The organism is Burkholderia perseverans (assembly GCF_022870505.1).
GTDB lineage: Bacteria > Pseudomonadota > Gammaproteobacteria > Burkholderiales > Burkholderiaceae > Burkholderia > Burkholderia plantarii.
The window spans coordinates 3090425-3111327 of record NZ_CP045093.1 but is presented as its reverse complement, the minus strand read 5'-3'; the positions used below and the strand labels follow the sequence as shown (position 1 = coordinate 3111327).

21 protein-coding genes are annotated in these 20903 nt (G+C 67.4%); 12 read left to right on the top strand and 9 right to left on the bottom strand.

What is annotated here, in order from left to right:
- Positions 1-10 precede the first annotated feature (10 nt).
- A complete protein-coding gene (locus tag BpN12_RS13005) occupies positions 11-907 on the bottom strand; it encodes a LysR substrate-binding domain-containing protein (RefSeq protein WP_246792988.1) in 897 nt (298 codons plus the stop codon).
- Positions 908-1029: 122 nt separating this feature from the next.
- Between BpN12_RS13005 and phnX the strand changes: the two genes are divergently transcribed.
- Genes phnX through BpN12_RS12990 form a run of 3 tightly spaced genes read left to right on the top strand, consistent with a single transcriptional unit; the run spans position 1030 to position 4500 of the window.
- The gene (gene phnX / locus BpN12_RS13000; protein WP_246792987.1) at positions 1030-1893 is read left to right on the top strand and encodes a phosphonoacetaldehyde hydrolase; all 864 of its coding nucleotides are present in this window, start codon (positions 1030-1032) and stop codon (positions 1891-1893) included.
- A complete protein-coding gene (gene psrA / locus BpN12_RS12995; protein ID WP_246792986.1) occupies positions 1890-3029 on the top strand; it encodes an iron-containing alcohol dehydrogenase PsrA in 1140 nt (379 codons plus the stop codon). The genes phnX and psrA overlap by 4 nt, the downstream gene beginning before the upstream one ends.
- 16 nt (positions 3030-3045) lie before the next feature.
- Positions 3046-4500, top strand: coding sequence for an MFS transporter (locus BpN12_RS12990; protein ID WP_246792985.1), 1455 nt, complete (start codon positions 3046-3048; stop codon positions 4498-4500).
- Between the two features lie 103 nt (positions 4501-4603).
- Here the strand turns inward: BpN12_RS12990 and BpN12_RS12985 are convergent, their stop codons facing one another.
- Positions 4604-5896 carry a cystathionine gamma-synthase family protein gene (locus BpN12_RS12985; RefSeq protein ID WP_246792984.1) on the bottom strand — a complete coding sequence of 431 codons (1293 nt, stop codon included), beginning with the start codon at positions 5894-5896 and terminating at the stop codon, positions 4604-4606.
- A gap of 177 nt (positions 5897-6073) precedes the next feature.
- Here BpN12_RS12985 and BpN12_RS12980 point away from each other — a divergent pair, with 177 nt between their 5' ends.
- Entirely contained in the window at positions 6074-6556 is a 483-nt protein-coding gene (locus tag BpN12_RS12980) for an Lrp/AsnC family transcriptional regulator (RefSeq protein WP_246792983.1), read from the top strand.
- Between the two features lie 84 nt (positions 6557-6640).
- Here BpN12_RS12980 and BpN12_RS12975 read toward each other — a convergent pair whose 3' ends face one another.
- The 3 genes from BpN12_RS12975 to BpN12_RS12965 are packed head-to-tail and all read right to left on the bottom strand — an operon-like array spanning position 6641 to position 8775.
- The gene (locus BpN12_RS12975; RefSeq protein ID WP_246792982.1) at positions 6641-7237 is read right to left on the bottom strand and encodes a histidine phosphatase family protein; all 597 of its coding nucleotides are present in this window, start codon (positions 7235-7237) and stop codon (positions 6641-6643) included.
- A gap of 43 nt (positions 7238-7280) precedes the next feature.
- Complete coding sequence (locus BpN12_RS12970) at positions 7281-8306, bottom strand: AraC family transcriptional regulator ligand-binding domain-containing protein (RefSeq protein WP_246792981.1); 1026 nt, start codon at positions 8304-8306, stop codon at positions 7281-7283.
- Positions 8299-8775 (bottom strand): GNAT family N-acetyltransferase, encoded by a 477-nt coding sequence (locus BpN12_RS12965; protein WP_246792980.1) that lies wholly within the window; start codon positions 8773-8775, stop codon positions 8299-8301. The genes BpN12_RS12970 and BpN12_RS12965 overlap by 8 nt, the downstream gene beginning before the upstream one ends.
- Positions 8776-9274: 499 nt before the next feature.
- Here BpN12_RS12965 and BpN12_RS12960 point away from each other — a divergent pair, with 499 nt between their 5' ends.
- From BpN12_RS12960 to BpN12_RS12925, 8 genes are all read left to right on the top strand, one after another.
- The gene (locus tag BpN12_RS12960; protein ID WP_246792979.1) at positions 9275-10987 is read left to right on the top strand and encodes an ABC transporter permease subunit; all 1713 of its coding nucleotides are present in this window, start codon (positions 9275-9277) and stop codon (positions 10985-10987) included.
- Positions 10984-12012 (top strand): extracellular solute-binding protein, encoded by a 1029-nt coding sequence (locus tag BpN12_RS12955; RefSeq protein ID WP_246792978.1) that lies wholly within the window; start codon positions 10984-10986, stop codon positions 12010-12012. Before BpN12_RS12960 ends, BpN12_RS12955 begins: the two co-directional genes overlap by 4 nt.
- Positions 12013-12699: 687 nt before the next feature.
- Positions 12700-13491: an FtsZ/tubulin family protein gene (locus tag BpN12_RS12950; RefSeq protein ID WP_246792977.1), complete on the top strand. Its 792-nt coding sequence runs from the start codon at positions 12700-12702 to the stop codon at positions 13489-13491.
- Positions 13492-13676: 185 nt separating this feature from the next.
- On the top strand, positions 13677-13973 hold the full coding sequence (locus BpN12_RS12945; protein WP_246792976.1) for an H-NS histone family protein: 297 nt from the start codon (positions 13677-13679) through the stop codon (positions 13971-13973).
- A 237-nt stretch (positions 13974-14210) separates the two neighbouring features.
- On the top strand, positions 14211-14420 hold the full coding sequence (locus BpN12_RS12940) for a CbtB domain-containing protein (RefSeq protein WP_042628941.1): 210 nt from the start codon (positions 14211-14213) through the stop codon (positions 14418-14420).
- Between the two features lie 13 nt (positions 14421-14433).
- Complete coding sequence (locus BpN12_RS12935; protein ID WP_246792975.1) at positions 14434-15177, top strand: CbtA family protein; 744 nt, start codon at positions 14434-14436, stop codon at positions 15175-15177.
- 214 nt (positions 15178-15391) lie between these two features.
- On the top strand, positions 15392-16021 hold the full coding sequence (locus BpN12_RS12930) for a VC0807 family protein (RefSeq protein ID WP_042628939.1): 630 nt from the start codon (positions 15392-15394) through the stop codon (positions 16019-16021).
- 238 nt (positions 16022-16259) lie between these two features.
- The gene (locus BpN12_RS12925) at positions 16260-17618 is read left to right on the top strand and encodes an MFS transporter (RefSeq protein WP_246792974.1); all 1359 of its coding nucleotides are present in this window, start codon (positions 16260-16262) and stop codon (positions 17616-17618) included.
- Between the two features lie 99 nt (positions 17619-17717).
- On the opposite strand, the gene BpN12_RS12920 is transcribed toward BpN12_RS12925, so the two are convergent.
- From BpN12_RS12920 to lepB, 4 genes are all read right to left on the bottom strand, one after another.
- Positions 17718-18197, bottom strand: coding sequence for a YaiI/YqxD family protein (locus BpN12_RS12920; protein WP_246792973.1), 480 nt, complete (start codon positions 18195-18197; stop codon positions 17718-17720).
- A gap of 81 nt (positions 18198-18278) precedes the next feature.
- Positions 18279-19298 carry an HNH endonuclease gene (locus BpN12_RS12915; RefSeq protein WP_246792972.1) on the bottom strand — a complete coding sequence of 340 codons (1020 nt, stop codon included), beginning with the start codon at positions 19296-19298 and terminating at the stop codon, positions 18279-18281.
- A gap of 72 nt (positions 19299-19370) precedes the next feature.
- The gene (locus BpN12_RS12910) at positions 19371-20006 is read right to left on the bottom strand and encodes a hypothetical protein (RefSeq protein WP_246792971.1); all 636 of its coding nucleotides are present in this window, start codon (positions 20004-20006) and stop codon (positions 19371-19373) included.
- A 59-nt stretch (positions 20007-20065) separates the two neighbouring features.
- Positions 20066-20752, bottom strand: a complete 687-nt coding sequence (gene lepB, locus BpN12_RS12905; RefSeq protein ID WP_246792970.1) for a signal peptidase I — start codon at positions 20750-20752, stop codon at positions 20066-20068.
- Between the last annotated feature and the right edge of the window lie 151 nt (positions 20753-20903).

The following is a 20903-nucleotide window of genomic DNA, read 5'->3' as shown; positions in this document are numbered from 1 at the left end:
CCGTGCCCGCTCAGTGTCGCGCGCTACCCACGGGCCCCTGCGGCCGACACCGCCGCATCGCCTCGAAAAACGCCGCCACCAGCCGGCTATCCCGTCGCTCACGCAAACAGCACACATGGATATGCGTGCTGACCGGATCCCCCTCGATCCGCACCGGCCGCAGCCGCGCCTCGTCCGGCACGTACTCCGACAGCGACACGGTCCCCACCCCCAGCCCGCGCGCCACCGCCTCGCGCAGCGCCTCGCGGCTGCCGATCTCCATCGCCACGCGCGGCGTCGCGCCGAGTTTGGCGAGCGCGTCCTCGAGCGCGCGGCGCGTGGTCGAGCCCGCCTCGCGCATCAACAGCGGCGCGGTGGCGAGTTCGGCGAGCGTGATCGTGCCGCGCGCCGCGAACGGATGCGCGACGCCGACGAACGCGATCACCGGATAGCTCGCATAGGGCGCCATCTCGTAGCGCGCGTCGCTGAACGAGCGCGCGATCACGCCGACGTCGCAGGCGTAGTCGTCGAGGTCGTTCAGCACGCTCTCCGAGTTGCCGAGCGTGACGGCCAGCTGCATGCGCGGATGCGCGGCATGGAACGCCTCGATGATCTCGGTCACGTGGAACGGGCTCACGGCGCCGATCCGCAGCACGCCGCGCGTGAGCTCGCCGCTGTCGTGCAGCAGCGAGCGCGCGTCGTTCTCGAGGCCGTTGATCTGCCGCGCGAGCGGCAGGAAGTCGAGCCCGACAGCCGACAGCTCCACGCGCCGCCCGCGCCGGTGGAACAGCTGCACGCCATGTTCCTGTTCGAGCCCCTGAATCTGCGAGGTGACGGTGGTCTGGCTGGTGGCGAGCGCGCGGGCCGCGGCGGTGAAGCCGCCGTGCTGGACCACGGCGAGGAAGGCGCGAATCTGGGTCAGGGTCATCGACAGGGATCGATCGGATTTTTCGGTGGATGGATCGGCTTTCACCGGGTATTTCGATCATGGACCGGTCATGTTGCAAATTTATGCTGGCGTCCGTGATCCACTTTTCTTCGGAGCCGAGCATGCCGCAACGATCCGCATCCCTCGACGTGTGCCCCGCCGCCCACCCGAACCGCGCCTATCGCGGCCCGGTGACCACCGCGATCTTCGACTGGGCCGGCACCGTGCTCGATTTCGGCTGCCTCGCGCCGGTCCACGCGTTTCGCGAGGTGTTCGAGGCGGCCGGCGTGCCGATCAGCGAGGCCGAGGCGCGCGCGCCGATGGGCGCCGCCAAGCGCGAGCACATCGAGCTGATCCTCGAGGACCCCGCTGTGCAGGCGCGCTGGCGCGCCGCACGCGCCGCGGCCTCGACCGACGCCGACATCGACATGCTCTACGCCGCGTTCCTGATCGCCGACGAGCGCAACGTCGAGCGCTACAGCGACCTGATCCCGGGCGCGCTCGACACGATCGCGACGCTGCGCGCGCACGGCATCCGGATCGGCAGCACCACGGGCTATCCGCGCGAGGTGATGAACCATCTCGCACCGCTGGCGGCGCGCCTCGGCTATCGCCCGGACCACTGCTGCACGGTCAGCGACGTCGCGCGCGGCCGGCCGTTCCCGGACATGTGCCTTGCCAACGCGCTCGCGCTCGGCGCGCCCGACGTGCGCGGCTGCGTGGTGGTGGACGACAGCCCGACCGGCCTCGAATCGGGCCTCGCGGCCGGCATGTGGACGGTGGGCGTGGCCGCGAGCGGCAACGAGGTGGGGCTCTCGCTGGCGGAATGGCACGCGCTCGACGCCGCCAGCCGCGACGCACGCGTCGGCGCGGCGCGCGAGCGCCTCGCGCAGACGGGCGCGCACTACGTGATCGACAGCATCGCCGACCTGCCGGGCGTGATCGCCGCGATCGGCGAGCGCCTCGCCGCCGGAGAGCCGGCGTGAGCACGGCGGCCGGCTGGCAGTTCCACAACCCGGTGCGGGTGCGTTTCGGCATCGACGCGCTCGACGCGATCGGCGAGGTGCTCGCGGGCCGCCGCTACGCGCTCGTCACCTATCCCGACCCGGCGTTCGTCGCGCTCGCCGCGCGGATCGAGGCCAGCGCCGGCCCCGCGCTCGCGCGCATCGACTCGGTGGAGGCGAACCCGTCGGTGACGATGCTGGCCCGCGCCTGCGAGACGCTGGCCGCGCTGCCGGCGATGCCCGAGGTGCTGGTGGCGCTCGGCGGCGGCTCGGTGATGGATTCGGCCAAGGTGCTGGCGGCCGAGCACGGCCGGCTCGAACCGGTGCTGGCCTGGATCGCCGACGGCACGACGCGCGTGGCCGAACGCGCGCTGCCGATCGTGGCGATCCCGACCACGTCCGGCACCGGCAGCGAGGTGACCTCGTGGGCGACGGTGTGGGACCCCGTGCACGACCGCAAGCTCTCGCTCGCGCGTGACGACCTCTATCCGGAGACGGTGCTGGTCGATCCGCGCCTGGTGGTCGGCCTGCCGCCGGCGCCGACGCTCGCCAGCGGGCTCGACGCGCTGTCGCATGCACTCGAAAGCCTCTGGAACGTGAACGCGAACCCGGTCACGCGCGGCCTCGCCGTGAGCGCGGCGCGCGAGATCCTCGACGCGCTGCCGCGCGTGATGGCCGCGCCCGGCGATCTCGCGGCGCGCGCCGCGATGGCGCTCGGCGCGCTGCGCGCGGGCCTCGCGTTCTCGAACACGCGCACCGCGCTCGCCCACAACCTCTCGTATGCGATCACGCTGCGCCACGGCGTGGCGCACGGCGTCGCCTGCTCGTTCTGCCTGCCGGCCGTGATGCGCGCCGCGCTCGGCGCCGATCCGGACTGCGACCGCGCACTGGCCGAGGTGTTCGGCAGCGCCGAGGCCGGCCCGGCGCGGCTCGAGGCGTTCCTCGGCGCGCTCGGCATCGCCTGCGAGCCGGCCGCCTACGGGATCGGCGCGCGGGAATGGCACGACATCGTCGCGGGCGCGTTCGACGGTGCGCGCGGCCGCAATTTCATCGGCGCGCGTGCGCGCTTTCCGCAATTCGATTTCGCCGAAGCGGCGCATGCCGCGCCGCCGGTCTGATCGTCAGGAGAACTTCATGACTATGCCCGTTACCGTCAGGACCGACGCGCTGTCGCGTCTCGACAACATGCCGTGGACGCCGTTCCACACCTTGCTGGTAGCCGCGCTCGGCGTCGGCTGGGCGCTCGATTCGTTCGAGACCAACATCATCGGCAGCGTGTTCGGCGTGCTGAAGACCCAGTGGCACCTCGGCTCCGCGCAGGGCTCGCTCGCCGTGACGATCTGGGTGTTCGGGATGCTGGTGGGCGCGATCGCGTTCGGCTATCTGGCCGACCGCTTCGGCCGCAAGCGGCTGTTCCTCGCCACGCTGCTCTGGTACGCCTGCTTCAGCGTGCTGACGATCTTCTCCTGGAACTACGAGTCGTTCCTGTTCTTCCGCGCCATGACCGCGCTCGCGGTGGGCGGCGAATACTCAGCCGTCACCGCGACGATGGGCGAATTCATCCCGCGCCGCCATCGCGGCAAGACCGACTCGCTGATCCTGTCGGGCTTCCCGGTGGGCGCGCTGCTGTCGGCCGCGATCTCGTACTTCGTGCTGAACAACCTGCCCGGCGACGTGGCCTGGCGCGTCGGCTTCGGCCTCGGCACCACGATGGCGCTGCTGTTCTTCTGGATTCGCCGCGTGATTCCGGAATCGCCGCGCTGGCTGCTGCAGCAGGGGCGCGTGGCCGAGGCCGAGGAAATCGTCGCGCTGATCGCGGCCAGCGCCGAGTCGCCGCGCGTGAGCGAGGCCGATCGCGCGCAGGCGCGCCAGCGCCGCGAGCCGGTGGCCTACACGCCGCAGCGGCCGGCGTTCTGGCGCAACGTGCGCGAGCTGTTCGGCGCGTACCGGCTGCGCTGCGGCCTGGCCAGCGCGCTGAACTTCTCGCAGGCGGCCGTGGTGTACGGCGTGCTGTCGCTGATGGCGCTCGTGATCCTGCCGTACATGAAGGTGCCGGCCGGCGACATGCCGCTCTACTACGTGTACGGCAACGCGGCCGCGCTGGCCGGCGGCCTGACCGCCTCGGTGCTGGTCGAGGCGTGGGGGCGGCGCGCCTCGCTACTCGTCAGCTACACGTTCACGGTGGCCGCGATCGTGCTGATCTACCTGATGCATACGCTGCCCGGCATGGTGACCGGCTACTGCCTGATCCAGTTCGGCGTGACGTGGGCCTACATCTCGGGCTACGTGGTGTCGTCGGAGGTGCTGCCCACGCGGATTCGCGCCACCGGCCTCGGCGTCTCGGTGGCGGTGGGCCGGGTCGGCGCGATGGTCGCGCCGCTGATGCTGACCAACGTGTACGCGGCCACCGGCACGCCGTCGGCCGCGCTGATCGGGCTGCTGCTGCTCGCGCTGCCGGGGCCGCTTGCCGCGCTGCTCTGGCTCTTGAACGGCCGCGAGACGCGCAACGTCTCGCTCGAGGACGGCAGCGCCGACACCGGCTCGGCCGACGCCGCCGGCTGGACGCCGCGCCCGGCGGCGATGCAGTGAGGAAGACGGGGCGGCCGTGATGCGGCGCGCCCCGTAGCGATGAGCGTGTGCTGCCCGATGGCGGGCTTGACGGCACGACGCGGAACCTCGCGCCGTGCCGGCTTCAGGCCTTCGCGCACGCCTGGAACGCGTGATCGAGATCGGCGATCAGGTCGTCGCCGTGTTCGAGGCCGATCGAGATGCGGATCAATCCTTCGGACACGCCGTCGCGTTCGCGCTGTGCTGCCGACACGCCCGAGTGCGTGGTCGAGGCCGGATGGCAGATCAGCGATTCCGAGCCGCCGAGGCTGACCGCCGACTTGAACAGGTGCAGCGCGTTGATGAAGCGGAACGCCTGCGCGCGCCCGCCGTTCAGCACGAACGCGAAGGTCGAGCCGGCTCCCGTGCAATGGCGCCGGTACACGTCCTGATAGGCATCGTCGGTGATGCATTCCGGATGGAACACCTGCACGTCCTGGTGCGGATTGCCGGCGAGCCAGCGCGCCACCTGGCTGGCCGTGCGCGTGGCCTGCGTCATGCGCAGCACCACCGTTTCCATCGAGCGCAGCAGCATCCACGACGAATGCGGATCGAGCTGCGAGCCGAACGCGCTGCGGATCGAGCGCACCTTCGTCATCAGCGCGCGCCTGCCCGTCACGCCGCCCGCCACCAGATCGCTGTGGCCGCCCACGTACTTCGTCAGCGAATAGATCGACAGGTCGACGCCGTGCGCGGCCGGCTTCTGGAAGATCGGGCCGAGCAATGTGTTGTCGCAGACCGAGATCGGGCGATAGCCGTGGCGCTGCTCGAACGCGTCGATCTCGGCGACCATGCCGTCGAGGTCGATCAGCGAATTGGTGGGGTTCGCCGGCGTCTCGACGTAGACGAGCCGCACCGGGCCTTTTTGCGCGGCCGTTTCGAGCGCGTCGCGGATCGAGGCCGGCGCGAGGCCGTTCTGGATCGCGTGCGAGCCGATCCCCCAATCGGGGAAGATCTTCGAGATCAGCGTCTCGGTGCCGCCGTAGAGTGGCACCGACTGCACGAGCTGGTCGCCGGGGCGCAGGAACGCGAGGAACACCGTGGAGATCGCCGACATCCCGCTCGAGGTGACGACGGCCGCCTCCGAGCCGTCGAGCAGCGCGAGCCGGTCCTCGACGATCTCCAGGTTCGGGTGATTGAAGCGGCTGTAGACGAGGCCGGCGGCCTCGCCTTCGGGCAGCGGCTTGCGGCCCGAGACGATGTCGAAGAACTCGGCGCCGTCCTCGGCCGACTTGAACGCGAACGTGGAAGTGAGGAACACCGGCGGCTTGACCGCGCCCTCGGAGAGGAACGGGTCGTAGCCGTAGGACATCATCTGCGTTTCGGGATGGAGCGGGCGACCGTTCAGGTCCTTCTTGTGATAGTTGGAATACGCCATGTTTCTCTCCTCGACCTTGAATGATGGGAGCGCCGGCGGCGGGGCGCGCGGCTGCGCGGCGGCCTCGTGCGACGGCGGCATTGCCAGTCAGTGTAGAGTTGCCCGGCCAGAATATTCGTTCCTTTTCGTTCCCGCAAATCCTATACTTTGGAACGATCTTTCCCGTCAGGCCCATCGATGAAGAAAGCCAGTCGCCGCGTCGAGATCGACGCGACCGATATGAAGATCCTGCAGATCGTGCAGGACAACGGCAGGCTCAGCAACGCCGAGCTGGCCGAGCAGGTTTCCCTGTCTCCCTCGCCGTGCTGGAAGCGGCTGCGGCGGCTCGAATCGAGCGGCATCATCCGCGGCTACCGGGCCGAACTCGACCGGCACGTGCTCGGCTTCAACGTCGTCGCGTTCGTCAGCATCTCGCTCGACAATCACACGCAGAAAGTGTGCCGCGCGTTCGAGGCCGGCGTGATGGCGATGCCCGAGGTGGTGGCCTGCCACAACACCACCGGCGCGCACGACTACCTGCTGCAGATTCTTGTCGAGGATTTCGATACCTATTCCGAATTCGTGCTGGACCGCCTGCGCACGCTGCCGGGCGTGAAGGAGATGCTGAGCACGGTGTCGATGCGCGAGTTGAAATCGTCGAGCAAGCTGGCGTTGCGGTAGGGCGGGGCTGGGTTGTTTCTGTTGTTGCTTCTCTGATGATGCTGTGACGGAGGGGGCCGTGGGCGCTTTGCCTTGCTGCGTGGTTCAGCCGGGTTGCGAGGTCGTCGGGGCGAGGGCGTCGTCGAGGCGCAGCGTCCAGCCACGCGGCGAGCGCGTCAGCACGATGCGCGTGAGCGGCGCGATGTCGATCCGCAGCATCGCCTCGGGCGCCGTGCCGAGCGCATGCGCGAGCGCGGCGCGCAGCACCGCCGCATGCGTGACGGCGACGATCGCGGCGCCTTCCGGCGGCAGCGCATCGAGCCACGCGCCGACGCGTTGCAGCACGTCCACGAACGATTCGCCGCCGTGCGGTGCCGCGGCGGGATCGTTGATCCAGGTTTCCAACTGTTCGGGTGCGTCCTGCGCGATCGCGACGATTCGCTGGCCGCGCCAGCGACCGGCGTCGAGATCGGCGAGCGCGGGTTCGATTGCGGTTGCGTTCAGGCCGAGTGCCTCGGCTGTTTGACGCGCGCGCAGGGTGGGGGCGCTCACCACTATCGCGTTGCGCGGCCAGCGCCAGTGCGTGGAGGCGCTGGCCACGTCGGCGAGGCCGCGTGCGTCGAGCGCTTCGTCGGCGGGGAACGTGCCGGCGCGCAGTTCGGCGGTGGCGGCGTGGGCGATCAGGTGGAGTGTGAGGGGCATGGGGGGATTGTAATGCGTGCCCGTTTTCAGTCCGGGGGGTATTTCATTTCCCTCGCGTTTTCGCCGTCCATCTGTCCTTTGCGCGCTCAAACGCGAATTTCGTCGAATAGCCGAACATTTTCGTCAGCGGCTCGGCTCCATGCTTTCCGGCCTGGAGCAAGGGATCGAGGGCGCGGGCAAGGCGGACCTGATCGAGCAACGATCGAAAACTCAGCCCGGCCTTGCCGAATTCCCGCTGCATCGATCTGAGCGGCATGTTCAGCTCGGCCGCGAGACCATGCGCGTCGAGCCGGCCGTCGAGACGATGGAGCGTCTGGAGCGCTTTCGTGACAACCTGATCCGGCTGCCACGCCGCCATGGTTTGTTCCTGGCGCGCGCACTCGCCGCGAGCGATTTCGAATTCGATCTCGTGGTGAAACGGCAGTTCGAGGTCGAGGTGCTGTCTGAGAATCGACAGAGAGGTGGACGGCGCGTCGAACACCACCGGGCATCCCAGGATTCGGCACAATTCCTCGTGATCATCCGGACGCGGAAAATCGAACTCGGCCCGGATGAACTCCACGCGCGCACGCGTGGAGTCGAGTATTTCCCGCTGCACCGCGCCCACGCACATCAACGAGGAAAATACCCTGAGGTCCTGCCGGTAGGCATAGCCGTTCAGCAGGAAAACGGCCTCGTTGCCGATTTCGTGAAATGAAACCTTGAAATACGAAATGGCCAGCAACGGATGGGAGAAGCCGAGGCTCAGCGCGGCGCGCAAGGTCGGCGCCACCAGCATGGCGTGGCCGCGAACCCCGTAGGCGGTGATGGGGATGGCCTTGCCGATCAGGGCGCCGGTGATGTGGGTTCCCGTCAGCCGCTGTGCATTCGCGAAGATGATCATTTCCTGCTCGTGGGAAATGATCATGTTCGGCCGACTCAAGTCGGCTTCGGTGACGCCGCTTTCCGAAATCAGGTCGGCGACCGGGACACCGCGTTTCTGCAGCAGCCGGATCGCGATGATCGCGGTGTGAAGCGGGGCCGGGCGCACGCTGGCCAGATCCGCGCCGAGCAAGGGCCGGTTATGCATCGGCGGCATCCGTGAGCCGCTTGGTGAAGATGACCTGAGTGCCGTACTCGTCCAGCCCGCCGCGCGTCCATCCCTGCCGTTGATAAAACCCGTCGGCGCGGGATCCCGGATCGGTCACCAGGGTAAGCCACTCCACACCGGACTGCCGGCAGAGCGCGATGGCCTGGTCCAGCAACGCCTTGCCGATGCCGAGACCGTGATACTCGGGGCGCACGAACAGCGCCGAGATCATCGGCTTCGCGGTGAGCAGCACCATCATCGCGCCCACCGCCACGCCGGAATTGCGTTCGATGCAGATCGCCCCGCCCGACGAAGTGATGTTCTCCAGCACGACGTTTCGATGCAGCAGATGGATCTGGTGAGGATGAATGCGATTCTCGTCGACCGAGAACCGGATGTCGTAGTAGTCGCCAATGTCGCTCGGGGTAATCGGACGGATCAGGAAATTATCGGAGTTGAAGGTTGTCATCGATGCGTCCTGGGGGATTGCCTGTAGAAAATGCCAGCATGACCTTAATTCGAGCGGCGATCTGATTAAATATTATTGTGCCTGTTCTAGGTAATAATATCCCGAGTGGCGCAATATGTGTTGGCGCGCGCGGATGAGAAGCGATGACGTGGAGCGGGGCATATCTTATTCAACCTGCTTTTCGATTCGGATTGGCGAATAAAAAATGAGAGTGTTGATGAAAGCCGATATTCTGACCGGCTTGCCGTCATCGATTTGGGTGTCGCCGCGGGGCATTGTTTCCCGTTCGAGGCGGTGCCTGATGGCGAGCGTGACGCTTGCCCCGCGCCGCGCCCGGGCGAAACGGCGAGGTCGTGGCGCGATTTGTCCGGCCGGAGTGGTTGAAGTGTGAAGACGGTTCGAGAAGAATGGCGCCGCGGCCTGGTGTTGCGGGCGAATAACGAAAAGAAACACCGAAAGCGGTAATCAGTGTGGATCGAACGGAGAGATTCGATTTTCCATGGGCAGGATTGGTATCTGGCTCGTACTCGGGGCGGGCGTGCTGTACCCGATCGCGATCATTGCATTCGTGTCGTCATGCCAGCCACTCGATTTTGGCGGCATCGACTGGCATGCCCATTCGTGGGCGGCCTATGTGCGGGTGCTGTTCGATCAGGATTTCGATGGTCGGTGGATCTGGCAGGCGGGATATGCGCGCGTGTTCGCCCGGTCGGTCGTGCTCGCGTTGCTGACCTCGACGATTTGCCTGGTGGTGGCGTTTCCGACCGCGCTCTGGTTCGTCGGCTTGCGGGAGCGATATCAGCGCCTCTGCCTGCTCCTGCTGATCGTGCCGTTTCTCGTCAGCCTCGTCGTGCGCTGCTATGGATGGATGCTGCTGCTGGCCGACGGCGGGCTGCTGAATCGCGGGTTGAATGCGCTAGGGATTCGCGGCGAACTGGGTTTGCTCTACACCCACTGGGCGACGCTGCTGGGCTTGGCGAACGTGTTCCTGCCGTTCATGGTCCTGCCGATTTATTCGGTGTTGCGCCGGCTCGATTGGGATGCCGTCGATGCCGGCAAGAGCCTTGGCGCATCGCCCCGGGATCTGCTGGCAAGGCTGGTGTTGCCGGCCGCCATGCCGGGCATCCGGGCCGGCATGGGTTTGACGTTCATCCCCGCGCTGGGGTCCTACGTCGTGCCGGATTTACTGGGCGGCGCGAAGTCGCTGATGGTCGGCAACCTGATCCAGCTGGCGTTCGGTCCGAATCGGGACTGGCCCAAAGGCGCCGCGCTGGCGGTGGTCGTGCTGGTGTTCACGATGCTGACCGCCTATGCGACGCGCGCCAGACGCAGGGATGCGATGCGGGCCGAAGGCTCGGGATTTCCCACGGTGTTTCCGGGGACCCGGCTCGTTGGAATCGGCATGCTGCTGTTCCTGTATCTGCCGGTCATCGCGGTCGCGGTCATGAGCTTCAACGCCGGCCGGTCGGCATTGGTCTGGACCGGGTTCGACCTGCATGCCTATCGGCAGCTGCTATCCGATCCGACCTTGCAGGGCGCGACCTGGAACTCGCTGCGCCTCGCCGTGCTGACCGCCCTGACGGCCACCGGCCTGGCCCTGTCGGCGGCGTGGGCGATCCGGTCCAGGGCGACCAACGGTGCGCGCGCCCGAGTCATGGCCGCGGCAATCCAGGTGCCGCTGGTCGTTCCGGAAATCGTCATGGCCGTTGCGACGTTGCTGGGCTTTGCGGTCCTGTCGATCGATCTCGGTTTCGGGGTGGTGCTGTTTGCTCATGTGGTGTTCTGCCTGCCCGTGGCCTTCATCCCGATTCGCGCGAGCGTCGCGGAAATCGACGACGCCGTGCTGGATGCGGCGAAGGGGCTCGGGGCCACGCCGTATCAGACGCTCACGCGTGTCGTTGTCCCGATCATCACCCCGGCAATCGCGTCGGCCCTGATGCTTTCCTTCATCACGTCGCTCGATGATTTTGTCACCACCTATTTTCTCTCCGGCGCTGGAGGGACCACGTTGCCAACCTACATCTACAGCATGCTAAAACTTGGAATGACGACGGAAATCAATGCCGTTTCGACGCTTCTGGCCGTCGCGACATGCGCTGTCGCGGCGGCCGGATACTGGCTCGCGAATCCTGGCCTGCCCCGCGAGGCACGGCTCCCGAACAGGAAGGCGCCGCGGGCGAACCTGGGCTTCGTCATGGGAGGCCGGCAGTGAAAGGATTCCTGCTTTCGGCCCTGATCGCCGTTTCCATCCCGCTGCACGCCGCGGAATTGCACATCGGCAACTGGCCGGATTACTTCCCCGCATCCCTGCTCGAGAAATTCCAGAAGGAAACGGGAATCAAGACCACGCTCGATACCTATGACAGCGATGCGAGCCTTCTGACCAAACTGCAGGCCGGCGGCGGCACTTATGACGTGGTGGTGGCCGGTGACTACTACGTGCCGATTCTCGCGAAGGACGGCCTGCTGACCAAACTCGACAAGACGCGGCTTCCCAACGTCGCGAACATCAAGCCGGAATATCAGCATCCTTCGTTCGATCCGCACCGTGACTACGCGATGCCGTACACGATCGTATTGACCGGGTTCGCCTACGACGGCGCCCGGGTTCCGGGGGGCAAGCTCGATGATTCATGGGCGCCGTTCTTCAATCCGCCGGCCAAGCTGCACGGCGAGATCGCGGATCTGGACGTGCAGGAAGAGTTGTACATGGCGGCGAGCTGGTTCCTGGGGCAGGACGAATGCACCGAGAACGCCGACGACGCGAAAAGAGTCCTGGCGGTACTCGAGCGCCAGAAGCCGGCGGTCAAGCTCTACAGCAACGACGGCCCGGTGGATCGACTGGCCTCGAAGCAGGTCGTCGTGCAGCAGATCTGGAATGGCGCGGCGGTCCGTGCTCAACAGGCGCTGCCGACGGTCAGGTTCGTCTATCCCCGCGAGGGCGTGCGACTGTTCATGGACAGCCTGTTGATCCCGGCGAAAGCGCGTAATCCCGACCAGGCCTACACCTTCGTGAACTGGATGATGCGCCCCGAAAACATCGCGGTCGTGTCCAATACGTTCATGTACGGCAACGAGATCCGGGGATCGGAGCAATTCATCGATAAGTCGCTGCTGCGGAATCCCGCGTTCTCGACACCCGAGGCGCTCAAGGCGCGGCTCAAGCCTTACGAGACATGTTCGGTCAAGGCGATCAAGCTGCGAAACAAGGTCTGGGAAATGCTGAAGTCGAAGTGAGATCGTTGATTCGCATGCGGTCCGGGGTGCCTCGCTTGCCCCGGACGCGACAGGATGAGTGGGCCTTGGCCTGGATAGGGATCGATTGCCGGAGCCAGATGGGTGATTCGGCGCCTGACGTATCCAGACCGGCTCGGAAGTGAGCCGACCGGCACGGCAGGCCCTGGGTCGTGAAGAGGGCTCCCGGCATCGGTATCGACGTGGGCGCGCTTGTGCGAGGCGCCGCGGTTTTATCCGCCTGCAATCTTTCACGTGCCTCGCTGCGGGCGGCTTCGCGATTAGCGGTTACGCCGATCGCATTTTTTATTCAGGGCGTCGTCCCGGCTTCGCCTGACCGTTCCGAAGATTGGCGACGGGTGTCGGTCATTTGATTCGTCATGCGAACGATCTGGGTATCGGCTTCGAGGATCGAGGATCGAGGTTGCCCGGTGTGAGCGACGACGCGGCGATGGCCGGCTGACGCGCGAGCAAGCAGATGGTGAGCTTCATGCGCGAGAAACATGCGGCACGAGGCAGGGAGAACGGCATTCGAGCGTTCTATTGATTAACAGGTTAACAATAAATGGACCGTTCGGAGTCCATCGAGGATCAGTCAACATGTCAGCATGTAACGAGAGCGCGGCCGAGTCACCGTGCCGAGTCCTGCCGGCGGCACATCGTCCGCATGATCACGCGGCCAGCGAGTCGATGATCGATGTCGTCGGGATCGGACGGATCGGTGCGGCGATCGCGCGGGCCATGCATCGATGGCCGGGTTCGTTCGATCCGGGGCGGCAGCGAGCCGGGCTGGCACCGATACAGACGCCGACGACGGACTTCGCGGACGGGCCGGAACGCGAGGCGAGTCGAGCCGGTATCCGATCCGCTCCGGTCTTCCTGCTGACCGCCGCGCGCGAGCCCGATGCGCTCGCTGCCGGATTGCGTGCGAGTGCCGCGCAGCGGGCCGCCGGCAAGCGAATCATCGTGTTGTTGCTGCATCCGCCGGAGCCGGAACGGGCCGTGGTTCAACACGCCACCGCGCATCTGGCAGCGGAAGTCGACGCGATCGTCGTGGTGCCCGAATATCCTCACCTATCGTTGCTCGATTGCATCGTGCGCGCCTATCGGACCGCGTTCGGAGCGGGCCTGAACGGCCAGGGCGCGGCGGCCATGCCGTCCGGCAGCGAGTTCCTGGATCTGCGGGCCGTGTTCGACGGCACGAGGCGGGCCGACCTCGGAATGGGCCTCGCATCAGGTGCCGGGCGGATTTTCCTGGCGACCGACGCGGCCATCGATGCGATCGGGGAAGGCACGTTGTCTGCGGCGGAAGGCGTCCTCGTGATCGTCAGTGGCGCGGAAACGCTCAGGCTGGCGGAAGTCGCGTCGGCGCTCTACCAGGTGCATGCGCTGACGCGAGCGAATACGCAGGCGGTGCTGGCCGCGCACTACGACGAACGCATGGCCGCGGACGTCCGCGTGATCGTGATCGCGGCGGGATAGACGAATGCGTGCGATCCGACCACGAGCCGGCCGAAGGCTCCGGCGCTTTCGCCGTCGCGACGAGGCGCGCGGTGTCCACCGTGCGCGGCGTCACCTGTTTCCCTGCTATCGATGGTGCTGCTGCTCGTCTCGTTGAGCGGCGCCCGGTTCGACGTTGGTACCCATTTCCATGAACGTCACACACCATGAACAACCCCAAGACACTCGAAGCACTGCTCGCGGAACAAGCCAGACTGCAAGCGGAAATCCATACGCTGCGACTTCACCATCGACAACAGGCGCTCCACGAGATCAAGACGCTGATGGCGAAATACGGCATTACCGTCGCCGATCTCGGTGGGGTGCCGGCGCCGGCGGGCAGGACGGTCGGGCGCGCGGTTCCGGCGAAATATCGTGATCCGGTCAGCGGCCACACCTGGAGCGGCCGTGGCCGGTCGCCGACCTGGATCCGCGGGAAAGACCGTGACGCATTCAAGATCTGACGATGCATGCTGGTGCAGCCGCGGCCCGGCCTCCGAGCCATATTCAATTCCGTCCACCCCCCATCCCGCGTAGAATCCAGCCGTTGCGTCGTGCGGAAGCCGGTGTGAATCCGGCGCGGTCGCGCCACTGTCAGCGGGGCACTCCCATGCCCGCAAGCCAGACCCGCACGCGCGCGATCCTTTCATTCCATTGACGCTCATCGTCGAGCGGGGCGCGAATCCCCTGGAGAACCAAACATGTCCGAAGCCATCCTGAAGCCGGCCGCCGCGCCGGCGCCCATCCCCGTCCGCGAGCTGATGCCGTGGATCGTGTTCGGCGGCCTGCTGATGCTGCTGGCGGTCTACTTCGTGGGTGCCGAGGAAGGCGCGACCTCGATCGTGCCGGGTATGTACGTCCACGAGTTCGTCCACGACGCGCGCCATCTGCTCGGCTTCCCCTGCCACTGACCGGGAGCGCTCGATGGTCGGAAAACTGCTGGTGCGCGGGATGCTCGCAGGCATCGCCGCCGGTCTGCTCACGTTCGGTTTCGCCCGCATCGCCGGCGAGCCGCAGGTCGATCAGGCCATTTCGTTCGAAGAGAAACTCGACGCGGCCAGGGGCGAGGCGCCCGAGCCCGAACTCGTCAGCCGCCCGACGCAGGCCGGCATCGGCCTCGGCACCGGCGTGGTGGTATACGGCGCCGCGCTCGGCGGGCTGTTCGCGCTGACCTTCGCGTTCGCCTACGGCCGCATCGGCAGCACGCGGCCGCGCACGCTGTCGGCCTGCCTCGCGCTGGCCGCCTACGTCGCGCTGGTGATCGTGCCGAACCTCAAGTACCCGGCGAACCCGCCCTCGGTCGGCGATCCCGAGACGATCGGCTATCGCACCGGGCTGTTCTTCCTGATGATCGCGATCTCGATCGCGGTCTCGGTGTTCTCGCTGAACCTGCGGCGCTCGCTGGCCGCGCGGATGGGCCAGTGGAACGCGTCGATCGTCGCGGGGCTCGTGTTCCTCGCGATCATCACGGCCGTGCAGCTCGCGCTGCCGACCATCAACGAAGTGCCGGCCGCGTTCCCGGCCGTGGTGCTCTGGAAGTTCCGCGTCGCGGCGCTCGGCATGCAGGCGATCCTCTGGACCACGATCGGGCTGCTGTTCGGCGCGCTGGTCGAACGCAGCGGCCTGATGCCCGCTCCGCGTCGCGGCGGCGCGGCCGTGGCGCGCTGAGCATCCGGCGCACGCGATACGGCAGCGGTGGTCGCGCTGCCGCATCGCTGCTACGCGCCACCACGCCACCACGCGCCGACCGGCGCCAACCGCGCATCGACCCGCGTCAGCATGAACCGGCGTCGCGCGAGGCGGGCGACGGCATGACGGCCACTTCGGTGGCCGTTCGCCTTTATACTGAATCCGCCCTGTTTCTACGCGAGGTTCCCTGCCCGTGAAAATCCGCGCCGCCTTCGTTGCCGAGCTTGCCGTCAATTTCGTGCTGCCGTGGGTCGTCTATCGGCTCTCGCTGCCGTACTGGGGGGAGACGGGCGCGTTGTACGCGTCGGCGGTGCCGCCGCTCGCGTGGGGCATCGTCGAGTTCGCGAAGACGCGGCGCGTCGATGCGCTCTCGGCGATCGCGCTGCTCGGCATCACGCTGTCGATCGCGATGATGGCGATGGGCGGCAGCCCGCGCCTGCTGCTGATCCGCGAATCGTTCGTGTCGGGCGCGATCGGCATCGTGTTCCTGGTGTCGCTGCTGTTCGCGCGGCCGATCACCTACTACCTCACGCGCGCCACCATGGCGCGCGAAGGCGAGGGCGGCGTCGAACGCTTCGAGACGCTGTGGGACGAGAGCGCCTCGGTGCGCGCCGCGTTGCGTCTGATCACGCTGGCCTGGGGGCTCGGCCTCGTGATCGAATGCGCGCTGCGCAGCTGGTGCGCGTGGGCCTGGCCGATCGAGCGCACGCTGGTGATCACGCCGATCCTCAGCTACGTGATCTTCGGCGGCCTGCTGTGCTGGACGTTCTGGTTCCGCAAGCGCATGCGCGGCCGCGTGGCCGTGGGCGAGGCCACGCTCTGAGCGCTCCGGCGGCCCCATGCGGGCCGCTTTCTTTTTGTTCTTCCTCTTCCTCCCGCCTCACAGCCGCCTTTCGGCCCGTTGACGATTGCCATTGGTAGTAATCCGGCATTGACCGATCTTGCGGCGCAACACTAGAGTGTTCTGATCCGGAACTGAAGTTCGACATACGAATTTCTTTCCATCGAATCCCGAATTGAAGACGCGGCGCGATCCATCCGCCCGCCGCAGGAGACCCGCGATGAATCGCAGCCCCGTCGTGAACGTGCAGACGTTCATCAACGAACAGCCGTTCGGCGCGTTCCAATGGCTGATCTTCCTGATGTGTTTCGTGATCGTGCTGCTCGACGGCTTCGACACGGCGGCGATCGGCTTCATCGCGCCGTCGCTGCTGTCCGAATGGCATCTGGCCAAGCCCGATCTCGCGCCGGTGCTGAGCGCGGCGCTGTTCGGGCTCGCCTGCGGCGCGCTCGTCTCCGGCCCGCTGTCGGACCGGCTCGGGCGACGCTTGCTGCTGATCGGCGCGGTGCTGCTGTTCGGCGTGGCGTGCCTGGGTTCGGCGTTCTCGTCGAGCATCGGCGCGCTGACGGCGCTGCGCTTCGTGACGGGCGTGGGCCTCGGTGCCGCGATGCCGAACGCGGTCACGATGATGGGCGAGTTCTGCCCCGACCGGCGCCGCGCCACGGTGATCAACCTGATGTTCTGCGGCTTTCCGCTCGGCGCCGCGCTGGGCGGCTTCCTGGCGGCCTGGATGATTCCGCAGTTCGGCTGGCGCAGCGTGCTGCTGGCGGGCGGCATCGCGCCGCTCGTGCTGACCGTGGCGCTGGTCGCGCGGATGCCGGAATCGGTGCGCTTCATGGTGGCCACGCGCCGGCCCGTCGAGCGGATTCGCGCGACGCTCGCGCGCGTGTCGGCGCGCGCGCGGGAGGCCGGTTCGTTCGTGCTGACGGAGACGGCGCCGCGCACCGAGGGCAAGGGCACGGCGGTGGTGCTGTCGCGCCAGTACCGGGTGGGCTCGGTGATGCTGTGGATCGCCTATTTCATGGGGCTGGTGATCTTCTACGCGTCGATCAACTGGATGCCGATCCTGCTCAAGGACGCCGGGCTCGCGCCGAAGGCGGCCACGCTGATCTCGGCGCTGTTCCCGCTCGGCGGCGTGGGCGCGGTGCTCAGCGGCGTGCTGATGGACCGCTTCAACGCGAACCGCGTGGTGGCCGTCTGCTACGCGCTGACGGCGGTGAGCGTCTACGCGATCGGGCAGGCGGCCGGCAACGTCGGCGCGCTGGTGGTGGTGGTATTCCTGGCCGGCGTGCTGATGAATACGGCGCAGTCGTCGCTGCCGGCGCTGGCCGCCGCGTTCTACCCGACCTCGGGGCGCGGCACCGGCGTGGCCTGGATGCTCGGCATCGGCCGCTTCGGCGGGATCGCCGGCTCGTTCCTGGTGGCCGAACTGACGGCGCGGCACGTGTCGTTCTCGGGCGTGTTCGCGACCGTCGCGGTGGCGGGGCTGGTGTCGTGCGTGGCGCTGCTGGTCAAGCAGAGCGTGCGGCCGCAGGAGGCCGCGGCGAGCGGCGAGCAGGTGGAGTCGCTCGGGCACTGAACGAGGCACGGGCGGCATGCGGGGTTGTTGCGTGCGCAACGGTTTCGCGTGACGCCGCTGCCACCGGTTCGCGCGTGACGTTCCGCGTCATATGCGAGGTCAGGCGTCCGTGGCCGGCTTCGGCGCTGGCTTCGGTGCGTGACGCGCGAGGAAGCGGTCGAACTGCGAGGCGAACGCCTTGCTGTCGTGCGCGCCATACGGCGCCGGACCGCCGGTCTCGACGCCCGAGCTGCGCAGCTGGTCCATCACCTCGCGCATCGTCAGCCGTTCCTGGATGTTCTCGCGGCTGAACCAGTTGCCGCGCGGGTCCAGCACATGCGCGCCCTTGTCGAGCGCGGCGGCGGCCAGCGGGATGTCGGCTGTGATCACGAGGTCGCCGGCGTTGGCCAGTTCGACGATGCGCCGGTCGGCCGCGTCGAATCCGGCCGGCACCTGCAGCGCCTTGATGAACGGCGACGGCGGCGTGCGCAGGTACTGGTTCGCCACCAGCGTGACGACTATCCCGACCCGCCGCGCGGCCCGGAACAGCATGTCCTTGACCACCACCGGGCAGGCGTCCGCGTCAACCAGCACTTGCATCGCGTCGATCCGAAGCGTTAAGAGAGCCGTTATCTTATCGCCATCCGGCAAGCTGCATCGCAAGGGCGCGGCGCGAGGTGTTCATTCGAAACCGTGGCGCGCGCGATGGCGGGCCAAAAACTGGCGCATCTTCCTCGTCAGCCGTGACGGATCGGCGATGCGATAGCCGGAGGCGGGCAGTCCGAACAGTGCCTGCGTCCGCTCGTCGAGCTGATCACTGCACAACATCTCGCCGTCGTCCGCGAAGGCAACCAAGCCGCGGTCGAACAGCTTGTCGAGCGGCACCGAGAGCAGCAGGCCGTTGTTCGGATCGGTCTTCTCGGCTGCGGTGCTTTCCGCCCAGGGAAAGATATGCGACGCGACCAGCATGCCCTCGCAGGTCTCGCCCGAGACGGCGCACCGCCAGTTCCAGTGGCGCCGGACCGGATCACGGAAGCGATCGTGGTGTTTGCGCACCCAGGTCAAGCGCTGTTCCATGATGCCGGCGGGCGGCGTCGGCATCTCGTTGTCCTGCTGTGGCGTGTTGCCGTGCGCTTCCTCACCCGGCGGGCGGCTGCGGACGTGCTGCTTGAAATCGATGACGGACTGCACGTAGGCGATGACGGCGTTTTTCACGCCTCGTCCGCTGACCGGTGTCACGACGATGCCTTCGAACTGCCGGCCCGCGGTGTCGGTAATTGTTTCGGTCGGCCATTCCGCCCAAGCAAGGAACGCATCCTTGCTCACGCCTGTGGCGCCACCACCCACGCGTCCGGAGTGGAACAGGTAGACCTTGCCGGTGCGAGTATGCCTCGCGAAAAAGCCCGCCACGGCGCCGTTGCGTCCTTCATAGGGTGTGTTGATCTCGACCGCGATCTGCACGCCGCTGCCTTCACCGAAGGTGCCGAACCAGTTGAGCTGGCGTGGGTTCGCGGCGTTGCGCCGGAACGCTTTTGACCAGTACCAGTAGCGTCCGCTGGTATTGAGCGTGGCGTCTTGCTGCCGGCCGCCTTGCCAGCCGATATCGCGCGAGATGGTGCCCTTGAACGCGGCCTTGAGTGTTTCATCGAGTGTGCGGTGCGCCAGCGCGATGTCACGGCGCGATTCGAGCAGCTCGTACATGATTTCCCCGTTTTTCTGATGGCCCTGCTTGTTGTCTTCGACCGTATCGAGGCGTCGGGATGCAAGTCGAGTCTACTTTTTCAGCCGCCACGCCTCGAACGTCACCGGCCTGGCCCGGTCCGCGCGCTCGACCGTCGCGCGATCGGGCAGCAGCGCCTCGGCATCCGGGCTCGGGTCGGGATTCATCTCGCTGTTATGGACGATTTCCTGATGGAACAGCCAGGTGCGCCGCGCCGGATCGTAGTGGAACGTGACGTTGTCGCTCCAGTGGTTCGGGCCGGCCGCCACGCCGTTCTGCACCGAGAAGTAGCGATGCCGGATCGCGAGCCCGTCGCTGTCGAGGTCGAGGTACGGGTCGCCCGACACGCCGCCTTCGTCGGCGCGCATCACCACGTGGTCGTTGCGCGCGGCCAGCGCATAGCCGCCGTCGGCGCGCTGCGTGAAGACCAGTAGCGGGCGCGGCGAGGCCGGCGCGCCGGCGGCGGCGGCCTGCTCCACGACGACGAGGTAGTCGGTGCGCCCCGCGTCGGTCAGCGGGCCGGCCAGCTGGTCGAGCACGGTATAGCCGGCCGGCAGCAGCTGCACGATCGCGTCGGGCAGCGCCGGGTTGCCGGGGCAGCGCGACGGCGCCGAATCGCAGGCGCCGAACGCGCCGCTGCCGGCGCCCAAGGCGAGCGCTGCCACGGCGGCGCGGGAAATCCGTTTCATGGAGGCGGGCGCCGCGCGGGCGGGCTGGCGTCGAGTCAAGGAGCGGGGCGGCGCGTCGCTCAGCCGAGCGGTGCGTCGAGCCGGCGTCCGAAACGGTCCAGGCGCGGCAGGTAGTCGTGCGAGGGGTCGAGCGAGAACGCCACGCGGCGCGCGCGGCCCATGATCTCGTCGCGCGGGAAGAAGCCGAAGTAGCGCGAGTCGGCGCTGTTGTCGCGGTTGTCGCCGAGCATCAGGTACTGCCCCTTCGGCACCACGATCGGGCCGAACGAGTCGCGCGGGCTCGGCGCGTCGGGCGAGAGCCGCACGGTGCGCGCGCTGCCGTCGATGCGCTCGGCCAGGTATTCGCCGGGCGAGTCGGCGTCGCTGCGCAGCAGGTTGGTGCCCACCGGCCGGTAGGCGGCGCGCACGCCGTTGATCAGCAGCACGTTGTTGCGCAGCTCCACGGTGTCGCCGGGCAGGCCGATCAGCCGCTTCACCAGCAACTCATGCGCGGCGGCCGAATCGATCGTGACGATGTCGCCGCGCTGCGGCTCGTGCAGCCGCGCCAGGCGGATGTGCGTGAACGGCACGCGCAGGTCGTAGGCCATCTTGTCGACGAGGATCCGGTCGCCGATGCGGATGGTCGGCAGCATCGAGCCGCTCGGCACGACGTTCCAGTCGGCCACGGCGCTGCGGAAGATCACCATCAGAAACAGAAACGCGAGGAAGCCCTTGTTGGCTTTCCAGAGCCTGACGATCGTGCGCATGGTGTGGTGGGCCGCGTCGCGGCCGGTGTTTCAAGTAAGCGGACTATACCCGAAGCGCCCGCCGCGTTGCGTGACGCGGGCGTGCGTTGCGTCGACCCGCGCGCCATCAGGCGCCGCGTGCGGGATCGCCCGGATATGACCGGATCTCATA

Coding starts and splice junctions, on each gene's coding strand:
- BpN12_RS13005 (WP_246792988.1), bottom strand. CDS start 907: ATGACCCTGACCCAGATTCGCGCCTTCCTCGCCGTGGTCCAGCACGGC.
- phnX (WP_246792987.1), top strand. CDS start 1,030: ATGCCGCAACGATCCGCATCCCTCGACGTGTGCCCCGCCGCCCACCCG.
- BpN12_RS12990 (WP_246792985.1), top strand. CDS start 3,046: ATGACTATGCCCGTTACCGTCAGGACCGACGCGCTGTCGCGTCTCGAC.
- BpN12_RS12985 (WP_246792984.1), bottom strand. CDS start 5,896: ATGGCGTATTCCAACTATCACAAGAAGGACCTGAACGGTCGCCCGCTC.
- BpN12_RS12980 (WP_246792983.1), top strand. CDS start 6,074: ATGAAGAAAGCCAGTCGCCGCGTCGAGATCGACGCGACCGATATGAAG.
- BpN12_RS12975 (WP_246792982.1), bottom strand. CDS start 7,237: ATGCCCCTCACACTCCACCTGATCGCCCACGCCGCCACCGCCGAACTG.
- BpN12_RS12970 (WP_246792981.1), bottom strand. CDS start 8,306: ATGCATAACCGGCCCTTGCTCGGCGCGGATCTGGCCAGCGTGCGCCCG.
- BpN12_RS12965 (WP_246792980.1), bottom strand. CDS start 8,775: ATGACAACCTTCAACTCCGATAATTTCCTGATCCGTCCGATTACCCCG.
- BpN12_RS12960 (WP_246792979.1), top strand. CDS start 9,275: ATGGGCAGGATTGGTATCTGGCTCGTACTCGGGGCGGGCGTGCTGTAC.
- BpN12_RS12950 (WP_246792977.1), top strand. CDS start 12,700: ATGATCGATGTCGTCGGGATCGGACGGATCGGTGCGGCGATCGCGCGG.
- BpN12_RS12945 (WP_246792976.1), top strand. CDS start 13,677: ATGAACAACCCCAAGACACTCGAAGCACTGCTCGCGGAACAAGCCAGA.
- BpN12_RS12940 (WP_042628941.1), top strand. CDS start 14,211: ATGTCCGAAGCCATCCTGAAGCCGGCCGCCGCGCCGGCGCCCATCCCC.
- BpN12_RS12935 (WP_246792975.1), top strand. CDS start 14,434: ATGGTCGGAAAACTGCTGGTGCGCGGGATGCTCGCAGGCATCGCCGCC.
- BpN12_RS12925 (WP_246792974.1), top strand. CDS start 16,260: ATGAATCGCAGCCCCGTCGTGAACGTGCAGACGTTCATCAACGAACAG.
- BpN12_RS12920 (WP_246792973.1), bottom strand. CDS start 18,197: ATGCAAGTGCTGGTTGACGCGGACGCCTGCCCGGTGGTGGTCAAGGAC.
- BpN12_RS12915 (WP_246792972.1), bottom strand. CDS start 19,298: ATGTACGAGCTGCTCGAATCGCGCCGTGACATCGCGCTGGCGCACCGC.
- BpN12_RS12910 (WP_246792971.1), bottom strand. CDS start 20,006: ATGAAACGGATTTCCCGCGCCGCCGTGGCAGCGCTCGCCTTGGGCGCC.
- lepB (WP_246792970.1), bottom strand. CDS start 20,752: ATGCGCACGATCGTCAGGCTCTGGAAAGCCAACAAGGGCTTCCTCGCG.